Origin of the sequence: Microbacterium trichothecenolyticum, from assembly GCF_000956465.1 — a bacterium.
Classification (GTDB): Bacteria; Actinomycetota; Actinomycetes; order Actinomycetales; family Microbacteriaceae; genus Microbacterium; species Microbacterium trichothecenolyticum.
The window spans coordinates 300,837-317,096 of sequence record NZ_JYJA01000039.1; the positions used below are offsets into that span (position 1 = coordinate 300,837).

The 16,260-nt window shown below is 69.7% G+C and carries 13 protein-coding genes; 10 read left to right on the top strand and 3 right to left on the bottom strand.

Features of this window, described 5'->3' with window-relative positions; all coding sequences use genetic code 11:
- The first annotated feature begins 117 nt into the window (after positions 1-117).
- The gene (locus tag RS82_RS17045) at positions 118-1,218 is read left to right on the top strand and encodes a LacI family DNA-binding transcriptional regulator (protein WP_045301573.1); all 1,101 of its coding nucleotides are present in this window, start codon (positions 118-120) and stop codon (positions 1,216-1,218) included.
- Here RS82_RS17045 and RS82_RS17050 read toward each other — a convergent pair.
- Together RS82_RS17050 and RS82_RS17055 are read right to left on the bottom strand one after the other, a co-directional pair.
- Complete coding sequence (locus tag RS82_RS17050) at positions 1,178-2,815, bottom strand: glycoside hydrolase family 32 protein (RefSeq protein ID WP_045301575.1); 1,638 nt, start codon at positions 2,813-2,815, stop codon at positions 1,178-1,180. The genes RS82_RS17045 and RS82_RS17050 overlap by 41 nt on opposite strands.
- An 85-nt stretch (positions 2,816-2,900) precedes the next feature.
- The gene (locus RS82_RS17055; RefSeq protein ID WP_045301577.1) at positions 2,901-4,514 is read right to left on the bottom strand and encodes a glycoside hydrolase family 68 protein; all 1,614 of its coding nucleotides are present in this window, start codon (positions 4,512-4,514) and stop codon (positions 2,901-2,903) included.
- 221 nt (positions 4,515-4,735) lie between these two features.
- Here RS82_RS17055 and RS82_RS17060 point away from each other — a divergent pair, with 221 nt between their 5' ends.
- The 8 genes from RS82_RS17060 (at position 4,736) to RS82_RS17095 (ending at position 14,238) form a co-directional block, all read left to right on the top strand.
- Positions 4,736-5,800, top strand: coding sequence for a LacI family DNA-binding transcriptional regulator (locus tag RS82_RS17060; protein ID WP_245619640.1), 1,065 nt, complete (start codon positions 4,736-4,738; stop codon positions 5,798-5,800).
- A 41-nt stretch (positions 5,801-5,841) separates the two neighbouring features.
- Entirely contained in the window at positions 5,842-7,131 is a 1,290-nt protein-coding gene (locus tag RS82_RS17065; RefSeq protein ID WP_045301582.1) for a sugar ABC transporter substrate-binding protein, read from the top strand.
- A 58-nt stretch (positions 7,132-7,189) separates the two neighbouring features.
- On the top strand, positions 7,190-8,131 hold the full coding sequence (locus RS82_RS17070) for a carbohydrate ABC transporter permease (RefSeq protein ID WP_084695727.1): 942 nt from the start codon (positions 7,190-7,192) through the stop codon (positions 8,129-8,131).
- A 1-nt stretch (position 8,132) separates the two neighbouring features.
- Positions 8,133-9,086 (top strand): carbohydrate ABC transporter permease, encoded by a 954-nt coding sequence (locus tag RS82_RS17075; protein WP_084695728.1) that lies wholly within the window; start codon positions 8,133-8,135, stop codon positions 9,084-9,086.
- Entirely contained in the window at positions 9,083-10,090 is a 1,008-nt protein-coding gene (locus tag RS82_RS17080) for a carbohydrate kinase family protein (RefSeq protein WP_045301584.1), read from the top strand. Before RS82_RS17075 ends, RS82_RS17080 begins: the two co-directional genes overlap by 4 nt.
- 89 nt (positions 10,091-10,179) lie before the next feature.
- Positions 10,180-11,145: a glycoside hydrolase family protein gene (locus RS82_RS17085; RefSeq protein ID WP_045301586.1), complete on the top strand. Its 966-nt coding sequence runs from the start codon at positions 10,180-10,182 to the stop codon at positions 11,143-11,145.
- Positions 11,146-11,227: 82 nt separating this feature from the next.
- Complete coding sequence (locus tag RS82_RS17090; RefSeq protein ID WP_045301588.1) at positions 11,228-13,249, top strand: glycoside hydrolase family 32 protein; 2,022 nt, start codon at positions 11,228-11,230, stop codon at positions 13,247-13,249.
- A 230-nt stretch (positions 13,250-13,479) separates the two neighbouring features.
- Positions 13,480-14,238 (top strand): hypothetical protein, encoded by a 759-nt coding sequence (locus RS82_RS17095; protein ID WP_245619641.1) that lies wholly within the window; start codon positions 13,480-13,482, stop codon positions 14,236-14,238.
- 8 nt (positions 14,239-14,246) lie between these two features.
- Here RS82_RS17095 and RS82_RS17100 read toward each other — a convergent pair whose 3' ends face one another.
- The gene (locus RS82_RS17100; RefSeq protein ID WP_045301722.1) at positions 14,247-15,191 is read right to left on the bottom strand and encodes a Ppx/GppA phosphatase family protein; all 945 of its coding nucleotides are present in this window, start codon (positions 15,189-15,191) and stop codon (positions 14,247-14,249) included.
- Between the two features lie 102 nt (positions 15,192-15,293).
- On the opposite strand from RS82_RS17100, the gene coaA reads away from it, so the two are divergent.
- Positions 15,294-16,247, top strand: coding sequence for a type I pantothenate kinase (gene coaA, locus RS82_RS17105; RefSeq protein ID WP_045301592.1), 954 nt, complete (start codon positions 15,294-15,296; stop codon positions 16,245-16,247).
- Positions 16,248-16,260 lie beyond the last annotated feature (13 nt).

A 16,260-nucleotide genomic window follows, 5' to 3' on the forward strand; every position in this document is an offset into this window, starting at 1 on the left:
GGGCCCGCCGCGTTCGTCGTTCCGCCGGCCGGGGTATGTCACGGCCGCCGTCTGTTCGCCGTCGTGCGCTGACTCCGATTTCCGGATCGGCCACGCCGCGCGCCATAGGCTGGGCGTATGTCTGGCAAGACCGGCCCTCGCGCGCGCGTCAGCGACGTGGCCGCAGCCGCGGGTGTCTCGGCGACGACGGTCTCGCACGCGCTGAGCGGCGCGCGGGCGGTGAACGCCGAGACCCGTGAGCGGATCCTCGCCGTCGCCCGTGAGCTCGGATACGTCCCCGACCGGGTGGCCAGCGGTCTGCGCCGCCGACGCACCGGCGTCGTGGGCCTCATCGGCGACGACCTCGCGGCGACCCCTTTCGCGGGCCGCATCATCGAGGGTGCCCGCCGAGCCGGGCTCGAGCGCGACGTGCTGCTGATGGTCGCCGAGAGCGGCGGCGACGCCGAGGCGGAGCGCGACCTCGTCGCGCGCTTCCTCGCCCAGCGGGTCGACGGCATCCTGATCGCTCGCATGTACCACCAGCGCGTCGAGCAGCCCGACGTCCCCGAGGGCGTGCCCGTCGTGCTCGTGGATGCGGCGCCGCAACCCGGCTGGGAGGTCGACGCCGTCGTGCCCGACGAGGCGCAGATCGCGGCCCTCGCCTGCGAGCGGCTCACGCGCGAGGGGCACCGCGACATCGCCTATGTCGGAACCACCGACGAGTCCCGCGCCGCCCGAGGCCGCCTCATCGGCGTGCGCTCCGCCTTGGGCGACTCGGGCATAGCCCTCGCTGACGGTCGCCTCGATCTCTGCACGTCCGATGCGGCAGGCGGTCGGGAAGCGGGAGGGCGACTCCTCGACCAGCCCGTCCCGCCCACGGCGGTGATCTGCTTCAACGACCAGATCGCCATGGGCGTGATGCAGGCCGCCGCGCGGCGGGGCATCCCCGTCCCGGAGGGCCTGTCCGTCGTGGGGATCGACGATCTGCATCCCGTCGCCGACGCACTCGACCCCGGGCTCACCACGATCGCGCTGCCGCACGACGAGATGGGGCGGTGGGGGATGACCCGCCTGCTCGACCGGATCGACGGGACGGCACCGCCGATCGGTGACGGCATCCATCTGCTGCGGGGGTGGCTCGTCGAACGGCAGTCTGTCGCGGTGCCCCCTTCTCGCCGGCCGAGTGGGCTCGGGGCCCTCAGTGCTCCCGCTCGACCGGCGCCACCCGCAAGGGAGTGAGACTGGCGCCCGTGACGGCGACCTGCTCCCGCGCGCCCTCGAGACGCAGGCCGCGCTCGCCGGCCTTCCCGAACGTGGCCATCGTGAGCGCGGCACGCCCGCCGCCTGCGAAGACCTCGATCGAAGCGGCGTCCACCACGATGTCGAGCTCGATCCGCCCATCCGCCGGTTCCACGGCCGCTGTGCGCACTTCGCGGTACGCCTCGGGCATCGTATCGGAGACCGCGTCGGCGTCCCGTGCGACGAACACCGACCGCGCCTCGAAGTCGTAGCCGACCGTCGCGAAGCTGCCGTCGCCGGTGAGCACCTTGACCCTCAGCTCGCCGGCCCGGCTCGCGGCATCCAACCGCAGTCGATACGCGCCAGATGCCGGCACCGTGACGTCCACGGCTTCGCCGTCGCCCAGCCGCGCATCGTCGAGGTTCTCGGCCTCGCCTTCCAGCGAATCGAGCTCGGGTGCCGGCACCGAGTGCAGCGTCGCGCGCCCTTCGTCGTCGCTCAGCGTGATCTTCCGCACGAGGGAGTCCGACCCGCCGTGCCAGTCGTCGGTCGGGAATCGGCCCGCGTAGGCCCAGTTGTTCATCCAGCCGATGCCGTACCGCGAGGAGAGGCGGTCGTGCTCTTCCAGCCGGGGGTCGTCCCAGGTGACCGCCGCGTAGTAATCGGAGCCGTGGTCCAGCCACTGGTGGCCGGGGCCGTCGGCGGTGAAACGCTCGCCGTCCCATTCGCCCACCCAGTACGCGGTGCCCGTGGTCATCCCCTCTGCGGCGCCGTTCGCGCCCGCGACGAGCACCCACCGCACATCGTCGGGATCGCCGTCGACCGCCATGGGGAACAGGTCGGGGCATTCCAGCACGCCGAGGTCGGTGGCGACGAAGTCCGAGGAGTAGGTCCAGTGGCGAAGATCCGGCGAGGTGTAGAACCCGATCCGGTCGTGCTCGGCGAGGGCCATCACCCAGCGCCCGGCCGCGTCATCCCAGAACACGCGCGGGTCGCGCCAGTCCGCGACGCCGGGGTTCTCCATGACGGGATTGCCGTCGAACGACTCGAAGCGGAAGCCGCCGTCTCGCGATACGAAGAGGGACTGGCGCTGCACACCGTCCACCTGCTGCGTGACGAGCGCGATCACCGCGCCCTCACCGAACCCGGCGGTGCCCTTCTCATCGACGACCGCCGTGCCGGTCCAGATGTCGCCGAGGCCGTTGGTGTACTTGTCGATCGCGACGCCCTCGTCCTTCCAGTGCACGAGGTCGGTCGAGGTCGCGTGGTACCACGCGGTGCCGTTCCCGTCCGGGTAGTCGGCGTTGTAGAGGTAGTAGTAGTGCCACACGCCGTCGAGGAGGAACGGCTTCTGCGGATCGTTCATCCAGTCCTTCTCCGGTGTGAGGTGCACGCTCGGCCGGTGCGGAGACCAGTCGGCGGGACGTTCGAACCCGTCGGTCGTCGCGGACGGCGAGGGCGCGGCATCCGTCCCGCCCCTCTGCGACAGGGCGACGGCGATCGCCGCCACGAGCACGATCGCGGCCGCCGCTGCGGCCGCGACGACGAAAAGGCGGCGCCGCCGGGGCGACGCGGATCGGGTGTTCTGCGTGTGCATTCGGTCTCCTTCTCGGCTCGGGACGGGATGAACGGATGCCTCGGCACGGGGCCGTGCCGAGGCATCCGCTCGACTGTCGATCAGGTCAGGGCAGCGGCGTGACCTTGCCGCCCGGGTTGACGTTGATGTTCGCCGGGATGTCGGCGTAGCCGCCGAGCCCGCCGTCCCCGTACGCGTAGTCGACCGCCGACGAGGCGCCGTCGATGTCGATCTTGACGGTCGGGGCGAGCGTCCCGCCGCGGCGGAAGTCGCCCTCCGTGCCGACCGTGTCGATGAACGACTGCACCAGTCCACCGGGCATCACGTAGTGCGAGTACGCCTGGAAGTGCCCGATCGGCTGGTTGAAGTCCGGCGCGAACGGCTGCCCGCCCGCGAAGTTCAGGTTCGTCGGGTTGCCCAGTGCCAGGCCCGAACCGGAGTTCATCGGCTGGTAGTCGCTGCGGATGCCGTCGCCGACGAACCCGTAGACGCCCTCGGGGCCATCGATGCCGTTGGCGAACGTGCCACGGTGGCTGATGGTGAAGAGGTAGTACTTGCCGTCCTTCATGTAGATCTGCGGACGCTCGGTCTGGTCGGTGACGCAGTTCGCCGACAAAAGGGGCGGCAGGAACTCCCACTCGGTGAGGTCCTTGTTCTTCGCCTTGGCGAGGCCGACGTTGCCAATCTGGTACGTGGCGCCCGAGGCATTCACCTGCTCGACCGATTCTGCGAAGGGATCCCCCTCGCGGTAGCCGAGGTCCTCTTCGTTGCATGTCGCCGTCTCGCGCGGCATGGCGGAGTTGCCCTCGAAGACCATGTAGGTCTCACCGGGGTGGGCCGGGTCCTCGAACGTGAACGGGTCGCGGAAGTTGAAGAACTCGTTCTGCGCGCCGGTCTGGTAGTACGTGCCATCGGCCTGCAGCAGGTCGGTGACCTTGTCGAATCCGGTCAGCTTCACGCCGTTCTTGTTGGCGTGCACCTTGCCGACGCTCAGTGCGATGCGCGGGTCGTAGGGCTTGCGGTTGCTGCCGTCCTCGTTGCGGTAGAACGCGACGTCCGTGAAGAACAGCTTGATCTGGCCGCCCTTCGAGATGCGCGCCGAACCCGACCACTGGGTCTGGTGGCTGTACGACTGGTCGGGGAAGATCTTGCCGGTCACTCCTTCGTCGAAGACGAGGCCGCCATACGTCCAGCCGCCGTTCTCCGGACGCTCATCGGCGGGGACGCCGGCGGGGCGATAGAAGTAGCCGATCTTCGCGAACACGTGGCGCTCGTCGAACACGAGGTTGCGGTCGGCCACGAGCGAGAAGATGATCTCCTGGCCGTTGACGCTGTACTGGTTGGCGTTCTCATCGGTCAGCGGCCAAGAGTCCCAGACCCACACCTGCTCGTTGCTCATGTCCGGGAAGTCCTGCGCAACCGCGGGCATGGTGAGCTCGGTGGGCATCGAGTTCTGCTTCGAGCCCGCGGTCGGATCCGACAGCCGCTTGAGCTGCCGGGCGTCCGCGCGGGTCCACTTCGCGGTGAAGTCGTCTTCGGGGGCGTACGCCTGCTGGGTGTGCGCGGTCGGCTGGGGGCCGTCCTGCAGTTCGGGCGCGGCCGGTGCGACGGGTGCCGCGACGGCTGCCGCGGGCAGGCCGATGAGCACGGAAGCCGCGACCGCCGCGGCGGTGAGACTGCCGGTCAGGACGCGCCTGACCTTCTTCGGGGGAGTGTGCATTTCTGATTCGCTCCTTGGATTCTCAGTGATGCAAATCGATTTGCATCGGGAACTCATAGTTGCAGGTGCGAGCGGATCCCGCACATGCGGATGCAGGCGCATGGAGTTCTCCGAACGCAGCACTTGACGGTTCACCATCGATCGGTCCATAATCGGATCCGCTCGATAAATCGATTTAACACGAGGGAGTGTCACTGATGGCGAGGGCCCGGATCTCAGACGTGGCGGCAGTGGCCGGCGTCTCGGTGACCACGGTCTCGCTCGTCATGAACGACGTCGAATCGCGCATCTCGCAGGAGACTCGCCAGCGCGTCCGCGAGGCGGCCCGTGCCGTCGGCTACGCGCCCAGCTCGGTGGCACGAGGGCTCCGCACTCAGCGCACGCGCACGGTCGGACTCATCTCCGACCAGATCGCGACGACGCCGTTCGCCGGTCGCATGCTCGCCGGCGCGCAGGACGCGGCGCGCGACGCCGGGCACCTCGTCTACCTCCTCGACACCGGTGGCGACGCCGCGATCGAGCGCGAAGCGATCGACGCGCTCACCGCACAGCAGGTCGACGCGATGATCTACGCGTGCATGTGGCACCGGGTGGTGGATGTCCCGCAGGGCGTCCTGCCGAAGACGGTGCTGCTCGACTGCCGGCCCGTGAACGGCGGCTACCGCAGCGTCGTGCCCGACGACCGCGCCGGGGGAGCCGCCGCCGTGCGCGAGCTCGTCGCCGCCGGCCACCGGCGCATCGCCTACCTCGACACGGATGACCCCGGCCCGCTCGCGTCGCGACTGCGCCACGAGGGGTACCTCGAGGCGCTCGCCGAGGCCGGGATCACGGCCGACCCGGCGCTGCACGTCAGGGGCGAGACCTCCGCCCACGGCGGTCGCGCCGCGGCCGAGGCTCTGCTCGACCTCCCCGACGACAAGCGCCCCACCGGCATCTTCTGCTTCAACGACCGCATGGCGGCCGGCGTGTACATCGCCGCGCACCGCCGCGGCCTCGACATCCCGCGCGATCTGTCCGTCGTCGGCTACGACGACCAGCAGCTGATCGCCGCGGAACAGGATCCCCCACTCACCACCGTCGCGCTGCCCCACTACGCCATGGGCCGCTGGGCGATGGAGGTCGCGCTCGGCGTCCGCGCGGAAGGGGATGAGGACGCCACGCACCTCATGGAGTGTCCCGTCATCCGACGAGACTCCGTAGGCCCGCCGCCGGCGCAAGTCGCCAAACCGAACCGGCGACGGGCTTCACACACCGAGCGGCCGCCAGAGGCGGCCCCCGATCGGTGACCCACGCGGGCGTGAGTCACCAAGAAAAGGAAACCACAACAATGCGCACAAGGACCCCGATCCTCGTGTCCGCGGGCCTGGTCACGGCGATCGCCCTGACCGGGTGCGGGCAAGCCGGCCAAGGTGACACCACCACCGCGGACGGCCGCACCCAGTTGACGATGTGGACCCACTCGGCGGGCAACCCGGCCGAGCTCGAGGTCTACGAGCAGATCATCTCCGACTTCAACGCGTCGCAGGACGACTACGAGGTCGTGCACGAGTCGTTCCCGCAGGGCGCCTACAACGACGCGATCGTCGCGGCCGCGGCATCCGGTGATCTTCCCTGCCTTCTCGACCTCGACGGCCCGATCATGCCGAACTGGGCATGGGCGGGCTATCTGCAGCCGCTCGATCTGCCCACCGAGATCACCGACGCGCTGCTGCCCACGGCCGTCGGCGTCTGGGACGACGAGATCTACTCGGCCGGCTACTGGGACGCCGCGCTCGGCATCTTCGCCCGCAAGTCGGTGCTCGACGCCAACGGCATCCGCATCCCGACCGTCGAAGAGCCGTGGACCGCCGACGAGTTCGGCGCGGCTCTCGCCACGCTGAAGGGCGCCGGCTACGAGACGCCGATCGACATCGGGGCCGAAGACACCGGCGAGTGGTGGCCGTACGCCTACTCGCCGTTCCTGCAGGGCTTCGGCGGCGACCTCATCGACCGCGACTCCATGCTCTCGGCTGACGGTGCGCTGAACGGACCCGAAGCGGTCGCGTGGGGCGACTGGTTCGCGGGCCTCTTCGCCGACGGGTACGCCGGCAACAGCGGCACCGTCGGCAACCAGGAGTTCATCGACGACGAGGTGGCGCTCAGCTACACCGGCGTCTGGAACGCCGTCGCCGCGCTCGACGCTGTCGGCGACGACCTGCTGATCCTGCCCCCGCCGGACCTCGGCAACGGCCCGAAGATCGGCGGCGGCTCGTGGCAGTGGGCGATCTCGTCCAAGTGCAACGACGCCGACGGCGCCCGCGCGTACCTCGAGTTCAGCTTCCAGGACGAGTACATCACCGAGTTCGCCGACAAGCAGGTGGTCATCCCGGCGACGGATGCCGCCGCCCAGGCGTCGGAGTACTTCGGCGACGGCGGTGCCCTGCGCCCGTTCGTCGAGTTCTCGCAGAAGTACGCCGTGCTGCGCCCCGAGACGCCGGCGTACGCGGTCATCTCGACGACGTTCGAGACGGCGGCGAAGGACATCATGAACGGCGCCGACGTCCAGGAGACGCTCGACCGCGCGGTCTCCGAGATCGACGCCAACATCGAGTCGAACGACGGCTACGGCTTCCAGTGATCCACCGCGCCGGCGGGGGCCACCGGCCCCCGCCGGCGCACTCCCCGAGAGATCTGTCATGACTGTCACCCCTCCGACGGTCGCCGCCGAAGAACCTCGGCGCGCCTACCGTCGCTTCCGCTCCATCAAAGGTCGCGAGACCTGGGCAGGGCTCGGGATGATCGCCCCCGCGGGCGTCCTCCTGGTGCTGTTCCTCGTGATCCCCGTGATCCTCGCCTTCGCGCTCTCGTTCACGAACGCGCGTCTCATCTCGCCGAACCCGCCGCGGTTCGTCGGCTTCGACAACTTCATCCGCGCCTTCACCGCAGATCCGGTGTTCGTGCAGTCGGTCGGCAACACGGCGGTGTTCGCGCTGGTCGTCGTCCCGGTGCAGGCCGCGCTGGGGCTGCTCCTCGCGGTGCTCGTCAACCGGCGTATGCGCGGCGTCACGGCGTTCCGCGTGATCTTCTTCATCCCCGTCGTGACGTCGATCGTCGTCGTCTCGATCCTTTGGAAGTTCATGTACCAGAAGGACGGCCTGATCAACGCCATGTTCGACGCGCTCACCTTCGGAGCGTGGTCGAACGTCGACTGGCTGAACGACCCGAAGACGGCGCTCGGGGCGATCATCGTGCTGTCGATCTGGCAGGCCGTCGGCTTCCACATGATCATCTGGCTCGCGGGCCTGCAGACGATCCCCGAGGAGCTCTACGAGGCCGCCAAGATGGACGGCGCGAGCCCGTGGCGGCAGTTCACGAACGTGACGTGGCCCGGGCTGCGCCCCACCATGGTGTTCGTCCTCGTCACGATCACCATCGCCGCCCTCGGCCTGTTCGTGCAGGTCGACGTCATGACCCAGGGCGGGCCGGTGAACTCGACCTCGACCATCGTCTTCCACGCCGTGCGCAAGGGCTACGAGCAGCAGGAGATCGGCTACGCCGCGGCGATCTCGCTGATCTTCTTCGTCGCCGTCCTCGCCATCGCGCTCATTCAGCGCCGGCTCACGCGAGAGAAGGACTGACGTGACCGCTACCCAGACTCTGACCACGGCACCCGCCGACCCGCGCCGTGCCGCGCGCCCTGCGCCGGCTCGCAGCGAGAAGTCGCAGCGAATCAGGGGCAAGATCTTCCTCTACATCGCCCTGTCGCTGTTCGGGATCATCTTCCTGTTCCCGCTGGTCTTCATGTTCGTGTCGAGCCTCAAGCCCGACAGTCAGATCCTGCAGGACATCGACTCGCCCGCGGCCTTCCTCCCGGTCGGCGACATCAGCCTCGACAACTACTTCGGGGTGTTCGACCGCGTGCCCGTCGCACAGTTCCTGTTCAACTCGATCCTGGTGACGGTGCTCACCGTCGGACTCGGGCTCATCGTGAACTCGATGGCGGGCTTCGCGCTCTCCCGGCTGGCATGGAAGGGGCGGATCGTCGTGCTCGCGCTGATCATCGCGACGCTGATCGTCCCGTTCGAGACGATCGCGGTGCCGATGGTCTATTGGGTCGCGCAGCTTCCCACCCTCGTGATCGAGGGCGGCGTGCTGAAGTATGACTTCGGCTGGCTCAACACCTACGAGGTGCAGATCGTGCCGTTCATCGCGAACGCGTTCTCGATCTTCCTGTTCACGCAGTACTTCTCCACGATCCCGAAGTCCCTCGACGAGGCGGCGCGCATCGATGGCGCGAGCTGGTTCACGATCTATCGGCGCATCCTCGTGCCGCTGTCGGGTCCGGCCTTCGCGACCGTGGCGATCCTGACGTTCCTGCCGGCGTGGAACCAGTACCTCTGGCCGCTCATGGTGGTGCAGAAGGAGGAGCTGCGGCCGGTCATGGTCGGCATGCAGTACTTCTTCCAGCTGAACACCGCGTGGGGCGAGGTGATGGCCTACACCTCGCTCATCACGATCCCGGTGCTGATCGTCTTCCTGGTGTTCCAGCGGGCGTTCGTCAGCAGCATCGCGGCGAGCGGGGTGAAGGGATGACCGAACGGATGCCGCGCATCGTGGTCATCGGCGAGGCCCTGGTCGACATCGTCCATCGTGCCGACGGCGCGGTCGAGGAGGCGCCCGGCGGCAGCCCCGCGAACACCGCGTTGACGCTCGGAAGGCTGGGACGGCGTCCGACGCTGATCACCAGCCTGGCCCGGGATGACCGGGGCGGACGTGTGCGGCAGTGGCTCGAGGAGTCCGAGGTCGAGGTGGTGGCCGTCGCGTCGGCGCGCACGTCGACGGCCGTGGCCCACCTGGACGCGGGCGGTGCCGCCACGTACGCCTTCGATCTCGCGTGGGATCTCGGGGCGGACGCCGCCCGACTCGAGGAACTCGCAGGCGCCGCCGACGTCGTTCACGTCGGCTCCGTGGCCGCGGTGCTCGAACCCGGCGCCGGCCACGTCGCGGCACTCGTGCGATCGGTGCGCGGGCGGGCGATCGTGACCTACGACCCCAACATCCGGCCGTCGCTGGTCGACGACCCGGACCGCGTCCGAGAGCGCGTCGCCGGACTGATCGAGTTCGCCGACGTCGTGAAGGCGAGCGACGAGGACATCCGGTGGCTCCACCCGGGGCGGGACGTCCGGCACGTCGCGCGCGAATGGGTCGACCGCGGCCCGCGACTCGTCGTGGTCACCCTCGGGTCGGACGGTGCGATCGGCGTCACCGCCGACGGCGAGGTCACCGTGCCCGCCGTCGAGACCAGGGTGGTCGACACGGTCGGGGCCGGCGACACGTTCATGGGCGTGCTCATCGACAGCATCGTCGGCAGCGACGAACTGCGCGAGTCGCTCGCGACCGCGGGCGGCAGCTGGGCCCACGCGGCCGGAGGCTCCGCGCGACGCGCCAGCGGCGCGGGGAGAGGCCGTGGGGACCGCTCCTCCGTCGTCGAATCCTTGCTCGAGCGCTCAGCGCACGCGGCGGCGATCACCGTATCGCGTCCGGGCGCCGATCCTCCCCGTCGTGCCGAACTCCCAACCCCGGCGACGGCACGGTAAGCCGCATCCGACACTCGCGCTCCCCGCCCGCCGGGCGGAGGGCCACTCCATCGCGCGATCCACCGCGCACGACTCTTGAAGGAACTCTCGTGTTCGACCTCCCCGATTCCTGGGTATGGGACTACTGGTTCGCCGACGACGGCGAGCACTACCATCTCTTCTTCCTGTACGCCTCGCGGGCGCTCCACGACCCCGAAGCCCGCCACTACCGCGCCTCGATCGGGCACGCGGTCTCGACGGACCTCGTCGAGTGGACGCAGGTGGCCGATGCCCTCGTGAGAAGCGACGCCCCCGCTTTCGACGAACTCGCCACCTGGACCGGTTCGGTGGTGCGCCACCCGGACGGGACGTGGTTCATGTTCTACACCGGAGCGACCCTCGCCCCCGACGGGCAGAACGTGCAGCGGATCGGCTACGCCACGTCGCCCGACCTCTTCACGTGGACGAAGGCCGGCGGGCCGGTGCTCGAAGCGAAGGAGCCCTGGTACGAGAAGCTCTCGAGCGGCGCGTGGCACGACGAGGCCTTCCGTGACCCGTGGGTGTTCGCCGACCCCGATGGGAACGGCTGGCACATGCTCATCACCGCTCGAGCGCCCGAGGGGCCGGTCGACGGGCGGGGCGTCATCGGGCACGCGTGGTCGGCGGACCTGCGCACGTGGGAGCTGCGCGAACCGCTCAGCGCGCCCAGCGTCGAGGGCTTCGGGCAGCTCGAGGTGCTGCAGGCGGAGATCGTCGACGGGCGTCCGGTGGTGATCTTCTCCTGCCTGAAGGAGCAGAGCACCGACTCCCGACGCGCCGCCGCCGCCGGCACGTGGGCGGTGCCGGCGGAGAGCCTCGTCGGGCCGTTCGACATCGACGCCGCGTATCCGCTGACCGATGAGCGCCTGTACGTCGGGCGCCTGCTCCAGCGCCGTTCGGACGGCGAATGGCTGCTGTTCGCCTTCCGGAACATCGGCGAGGACGGACAGTTCGTGGGCGGGGTCACCGACCCCATGCCCGTGCGGTGGGATGGAGGGCGGCTCGTCCGTCATGAGGCGGTGGCTGTCTCCGCCTGAGGTTCGAGGCCGGGGCTTCGCGGACGAGCCCCGGCCGGCCCGCCCTCCGGCGGGCGGTGTCCGCGCCAAGAGAAGGATGACGATGAAGTCAGTTTTCAAGGGACGCTCCGTGCGTCTGACGGCGGGTGCGCTGGCCGTGATCGCGGTGGGGGCGGGGTCAGGAATGGCGGGAGGCATCGGCGATGACGCCGCGGCAGCCGATTCCGCCGACGACTACCGCGCGCAGTACCACTTCACGGTGCCCGACCACTGGAAGAACGACCCCCAACGGCCGGTCTTCGTGGACGGCAAGTTCCACTACTACTACCTCTACAACCGGGACTACGACGCGGACCCCGCCGCCAACTTCGGAACGGAGTGGCGGCTCGCGACCTCGTACGACGGCGTCGTGTTCGCCGATCAGGGGGTCGCCGCGCCCAAGGAGACCAACGCGAACTACGACCTCTGGTCGGGGTCGACCGTGGTCGACGAAGCGAACACCGCCGGGTTCGGCGCCGGCGCCGTCGTGATGCTCGTGACGCAGATGGACCATCCCACGCCGGCTCAGCAGGCGAACGCCTCGGGGCCGCAGGCGCAGTTCCTCTGGTACTCGACGGACGGCGGCCGAAACTTCCGACCTCATGGCGATGAACCGGTTATCGCGAACGGCGGGCGCGCGGATTTCCGCGACCCGAAGGTCGTGTGGGATGCCGAGCGCAGCCGGTGGGTGGCGTTGATCGCCGAGCGTGACAGGGTGAGCTTCTACACGTCGCCGGACCTGAAGACGTGGGCGCGCACGTGGGAGTACGTGAATCCCGGCATCGGCACGATCGAGTGCCCGGACCTGTTCCGGATCCGCGCCGACGACGGCACCGTGAAGTGGGTGTTCGGCGTCAGCGCGAACGGGTACGCCACCGCAGAGCCGGCGACCTTCGCGTACTGGACGGGATCGTTCGACGGCACGTCGTTCACCTTCGACCAGAGCGCCCCGCAATGGCTCGATCACGGGTTCGACTGGTACGGCGCGGTCACGTGGGAGGATCCCGCCGCCCCGCTGGACCGCCGCTACGCCGTGGGCTGGATGAACAACTGGGATTACGCGCACTCCACCCCGACCTGGACGGCCGACGGCTTCAACGGCACGGACTCGATCACCCGCCAGATCCGCCTCGAGAGGTACGGCTCGGCGTTCAGCCTGGTGTCGCAGCCGGTGGCAGCCCTCGCCGACATCGCGACGGCTCGCACGGAGCTCGGCGACGTGACCGTGGACGGGTTCCTGCCGCTCGCCTTCGAGGGTGACGCGTACCAGGTCGAGGCGGACGTGACGTGGGAGATCGCGACCAACCTCGGCCTGCAGCTGCGTCGCTCCGCCGACGGGACGCGCCATGCCGATGTCGGCGTGACCGGCACCTACGCCTATCTGAACCGCGGCCAGACCGGCTATCCCGCCGGCACCTGGAAGACCGAGAGCCGCACGCCCTTCGACGGCGGCGCCGGCAGGGTGCATCTGCGCATCCTGGTCGACCGCACCACGATCGAGGTCTTCGTCGACGAGGGGAGATACGTGCAGTCGAGCCAGGTGTTCGCACCGTCGGGTGACGAGGGCATCGCTCTCTACTCCTCGGGGGGCCCGGCTGTGTTCCACGATCTGACGATCACCGAGTTCGGCAGCGTCGTGCAGCGGCCGGCTCGGGCGATCGGCGATTTCGAGGGCGACACGTGGGGGCAGGCCTGGACGGCGACGGGCAGCTTCATCGGCGCAGGACCGAGCGCGGCGGACCTGCGCGGACGGGTCGGCGCGCGGGTCGCCGACACGTTCGTGGGCGGGGGAGATCCGGCCACCGGCACGATCACCTCGCCGGAGTTCACGATCGACAGGAACTTCCTGCACTTCCTCATCGGCGGCGGCGATCACCCGCTCGGCGGGGAACCCGCCACGTCGGTGCAGCTGCTCGTCGACGGACGGCCGGTCCGCACCGCGACCGGCGCGGACTCGGCGGACCTGCGGCACGTGCAGTGGGACCTCCGCGACCTCGCCGGGCGCACGGCACAGTTCCAGATCCTGGACGACGCGACCGGACAGTGGGGTCATCTCATGGTCGACCAGGTCGTGCTCTCGGATTGAAGAGGAGCGTGCGGGCCGCGCACTTCCGGGTCGACTTGAGATATGAGACTTCCAGTCTCTAGTCTGGAACGCGTGCACGAGTCGGGGGGCTCATGCACGCCGATCTTGCCGGCGGCCCCATGCCGTCCTGTTCGATCTAGTCGGTGCCGGGTTCTGGGGACCCGGCACCGCGAGTTTCTGCGGAGGCGAAGGGGCCTACCGGACAGCGCGCCGAGGACGATAATCGAGTGGTGGAGCAACCCGAATCCCGCTCGCGGCGGCCCGCCGGCGAAACGCGAGCCCTCATGCTCGCCGTCGCCGTCGACCGCGTCAAGGAAGAAGGTCTCCTGCTCGATTACGCCAACATCGAGCTCGAGGACCTGATCCGAACGGCCGGCGTGCCGCGCTCGACCGTCTTCCGCATCTGGCCCGACCGCGTCGCCTTCGTCGCCGATCTCGTCCGCGCGCTGTTCGAAGCGGACCCGGGCTTCGATACCGGATTCGACGGCGAGACCCTCCAGCACCTCGAGCAGGCGGTGGCCGGCGACCCACAGGCGATGAGCACTCCCGAGGGGCGGCAGATCGCGCTCCGCGAGGCGCTGCGGGTCACCGTGTCGCACAACATGACCGCCGTCGAGCACACCGTGGCGTTCCGGGCGTACCGCGCGATGTCGGCCGCGCTCTCGAGCGGCGACGCCGTGCCCGGCGGGGCGGAGGTCCGTGCGCTGCTGTCGGAGCTCGAGGACCGCTACCTCACACGCATGGCCGAGACGTACCGGGGGCTCAACGCCGCGTTCGGGCTCCGCATGCGCGAGGGCCTCGACGAGCGCGACCTGGCTGTGGCCATCATGGCGATGGTCGACGGCATGAGCGACCACCGCCGCATCAACCCGATGGTCGACGCGCCTCGTGTCACCGCCCTCGGTCCCGAGGGCCCGCGCGACTGGCATCTCGCCGGCATCGCGGTCTACGGCATCTACACCACGTACACCGAGGCGATCGAGGCGTAGCCGCGGGTTCAGGCGCTCGGCGCGCTCCAGCTGAGCGACTCGATGTAGCGCAGCAGCACGCCCTCGCGGAGCGCCCACGGCGAGACCTCGAGCTCGTCCACGTCCATCGCGCGCATCGCCTCGTGCAGCACGACGGCACCGGCGACGATCTGGAACGTCCGGTCCGGCGTGATGCCGGGCAATTCCTGACGCGCCGACGCGGGGATGCGCGCCAGGCGCGGGATCCACGAGCCGAGGGCGGCGCGGGGCAGCAGCATCCGTTCGATTCCCGACCAGCCCGGAACCGGATACCCGACGAGCTTCGCGAGGGACCGGATCGCCTTCGACGAGCCCACGACGTGGTCAGGCCTCGCGAGGGAGCCGAACGACGCGGCGACCGGGGCGAGGGTGGCGCGCGCGTGGTCGCGCAGGTGCTCGACGGCCGCTTCGCCCGGCGGGTCGTCGGGAAGGAACTGCACCGTCATGCGCCCCGCGCCGAGGGGGACGGATGCTGCCTGTTCGGGCAGTTCGTCGGCTCCGGCCGCGATCTCGAGCGAGCCGCCGCCGATGTCGAACAGCAGGATCTGCCCGGCCGCCCACCCGAACCAGCGGCGCACCGCGAGGAACGTGTACCGCGCCTCGGTCTCGCCCCCCAGCACCTGCAGCGGCTGGCCCAGCGCCTCTTCGATGAGGGCGATGACCTCGGGTCCGTTCTTCGCCTCGCGGACGGCGCTCGTCGCGGTGGCCAGGAGCTCGTCCACCGACTCGGCCGATGCGATCTTGCGCGCCTCGGTCACCGCGGCGACGAGCGCAGTGACACCCTCCTCTGTGATGGAGCCGTCGGGTGAGAGGTAGCGCATGAGGCGCAGCACCGTGCGCTGACTCGTCGTGGCGAGCGGCCGGCCGCCGGGGCGGACGTCGGCGACCAGCAGGTGGACGGTGTTCGAGCCGATGTCGAGAACTCCGAGGCGCACGAAAGAAGAGTAGCGGCACGGATGCTGTGCACCGGCGCCCGCGCGGAGCGCCTGTGGACGCAGCATCCGCCATCTCCCGTGCCAGCGGTTACGATGGGCGCGATGTCCGCCGACGAAGCGACCACTGTCGCCCCCGCACTCTCGCTGTACCGCGAGATCGACCGTGCCGACTGGGCGCGACTGGCGTCAGGGATGACGCAGCCGCTCTCCGAGACCGAGATCGTCCAGATCCGCGGGCTCGGCGACCGCCTCGACATGGCCGAGGTCGCGCAGGTGTACGTGCCGCTGTCGCGCCTGCTGTCGCTGTACGCCGAGTCGACCAAGCGCCTCGGGGCGGAGGAGTCGGGGTTCCTCGGCGAGGCGGACTCCACCACTCCCTTCATCGTCGGCGTTGCGGGCTCGGTGGCCGTGGGCAAGTCGACGATCGCGCGCCTGCTGCGCGAGCTCACCTCGCGCTGGCCGGGGACGCCCCGGGTGGAGCTGGTCACGACCGACGGCTTCCTCTACCCGAACGCCGAGCTCGAGCGCCGAGGCCTCATGGATCGCAAGGGCTTCCCCGAGTCGTACGACCGCCGCGCGCTGGTGTCGTTCCTCACCGAGGTGAAGAGCGGCGCCCCCGAGGTGAAGGCGCCGTTCTACTCGCACATGCGGTACGACATCGTGCCCGACGCGGTCATCACCGTGCGCCGGCCCGACATCGTCATCGTCGAGGGCCTCAACGTGCTGCAGCCGCCGCCCACCCCGAACGACGTCGCCGTCAGCGACCTGTTCGACTTCTCCATCTATGTCGATGCGGATGCCTCCCACATCGCGCAGTGGTACGTCGACCGCTTCCTCGCCCTGCGCCGGGCCGCGTTCAGCAACCCGAAGTCGTTCTTCAACGTCTTCGCTCAGCTGTCGGACGAGGAGGCCGTGGAGCGCGCGCTCGGCTTCTGGAACTCGATCAACCTCCCGAACCTCGAGGAGAACGTGCTCCCGACGCGCCACCGCGCGAACCTCGTGCTGCAGAAGGCGGCCGACCACACCGTGGAGACGGTGCTCCTGCGCAAGCTCTGACGCGCGTGGGCGC

What these genes read in the sequence shown, in the direction of transcription:
- RS82_RS17055 (WP_045301577.1), bottom strand. Translation starts at nt 4,514, where the DNA reads ATGCACACTCCCCCGAAGAAGGTCAGGCGCGTCCTGACCGGCAGTCTC.
- RS82_RS17065 (WP_045301582.1), top strand. Translation starts at nt 5,842, where the DNA reads ATGCGCACAAGGACCCCGATCCTCGTGTCCGCGGGCCTGGTCACGGCG.
- RS82_RS17070 (WP_084695727.1), top strand. Translation starts at nt 7,190, where the DNA reads ATGACTGTCACCCCTCCGACGGTCGCCGCCGAAGAACCTCGGCGCGCC.
- RS82_RS17090 (WP_045301588.1), top strand. Translation starts at nt 11,228, where the DNA reads ATGAAGTCAGTTTTCAAGGGACGCTCCGTGCGTCTGACGGCGGGTGCG.
- coaA (WP_045301592.1), top strand. Translation starts at nt 15,294, where the DNA reads ATGTCCGCCGACGAAGCGACCACTGTCGCCCCCGCACTCTCGCTGTAC.
- RS82_RS17080 (WP_045301584.1), top strand. Translation starts at nt 9,083, where the DNA reads ATGACCGAACGGATGCCGCGCATCGTGGTCATCGGCGAGGCCCTGGTC.
- RS82_RS17045 (WP_045301573.1), top strand. Translation starts at nt 118, where the DNA reads ATGTCTGGCAAGACCGGCCCTCGCGCGCGCGTCAGCGACGTGGCCGCA.
- RS82_RS17050 (WP_045301575.1), bottom strand. Translation starts at nt 2,815, where the DNA reads ATGCACACGCAGAACACCCGATCCGCGTCGCCCCGGCGGCGCCGCCTT.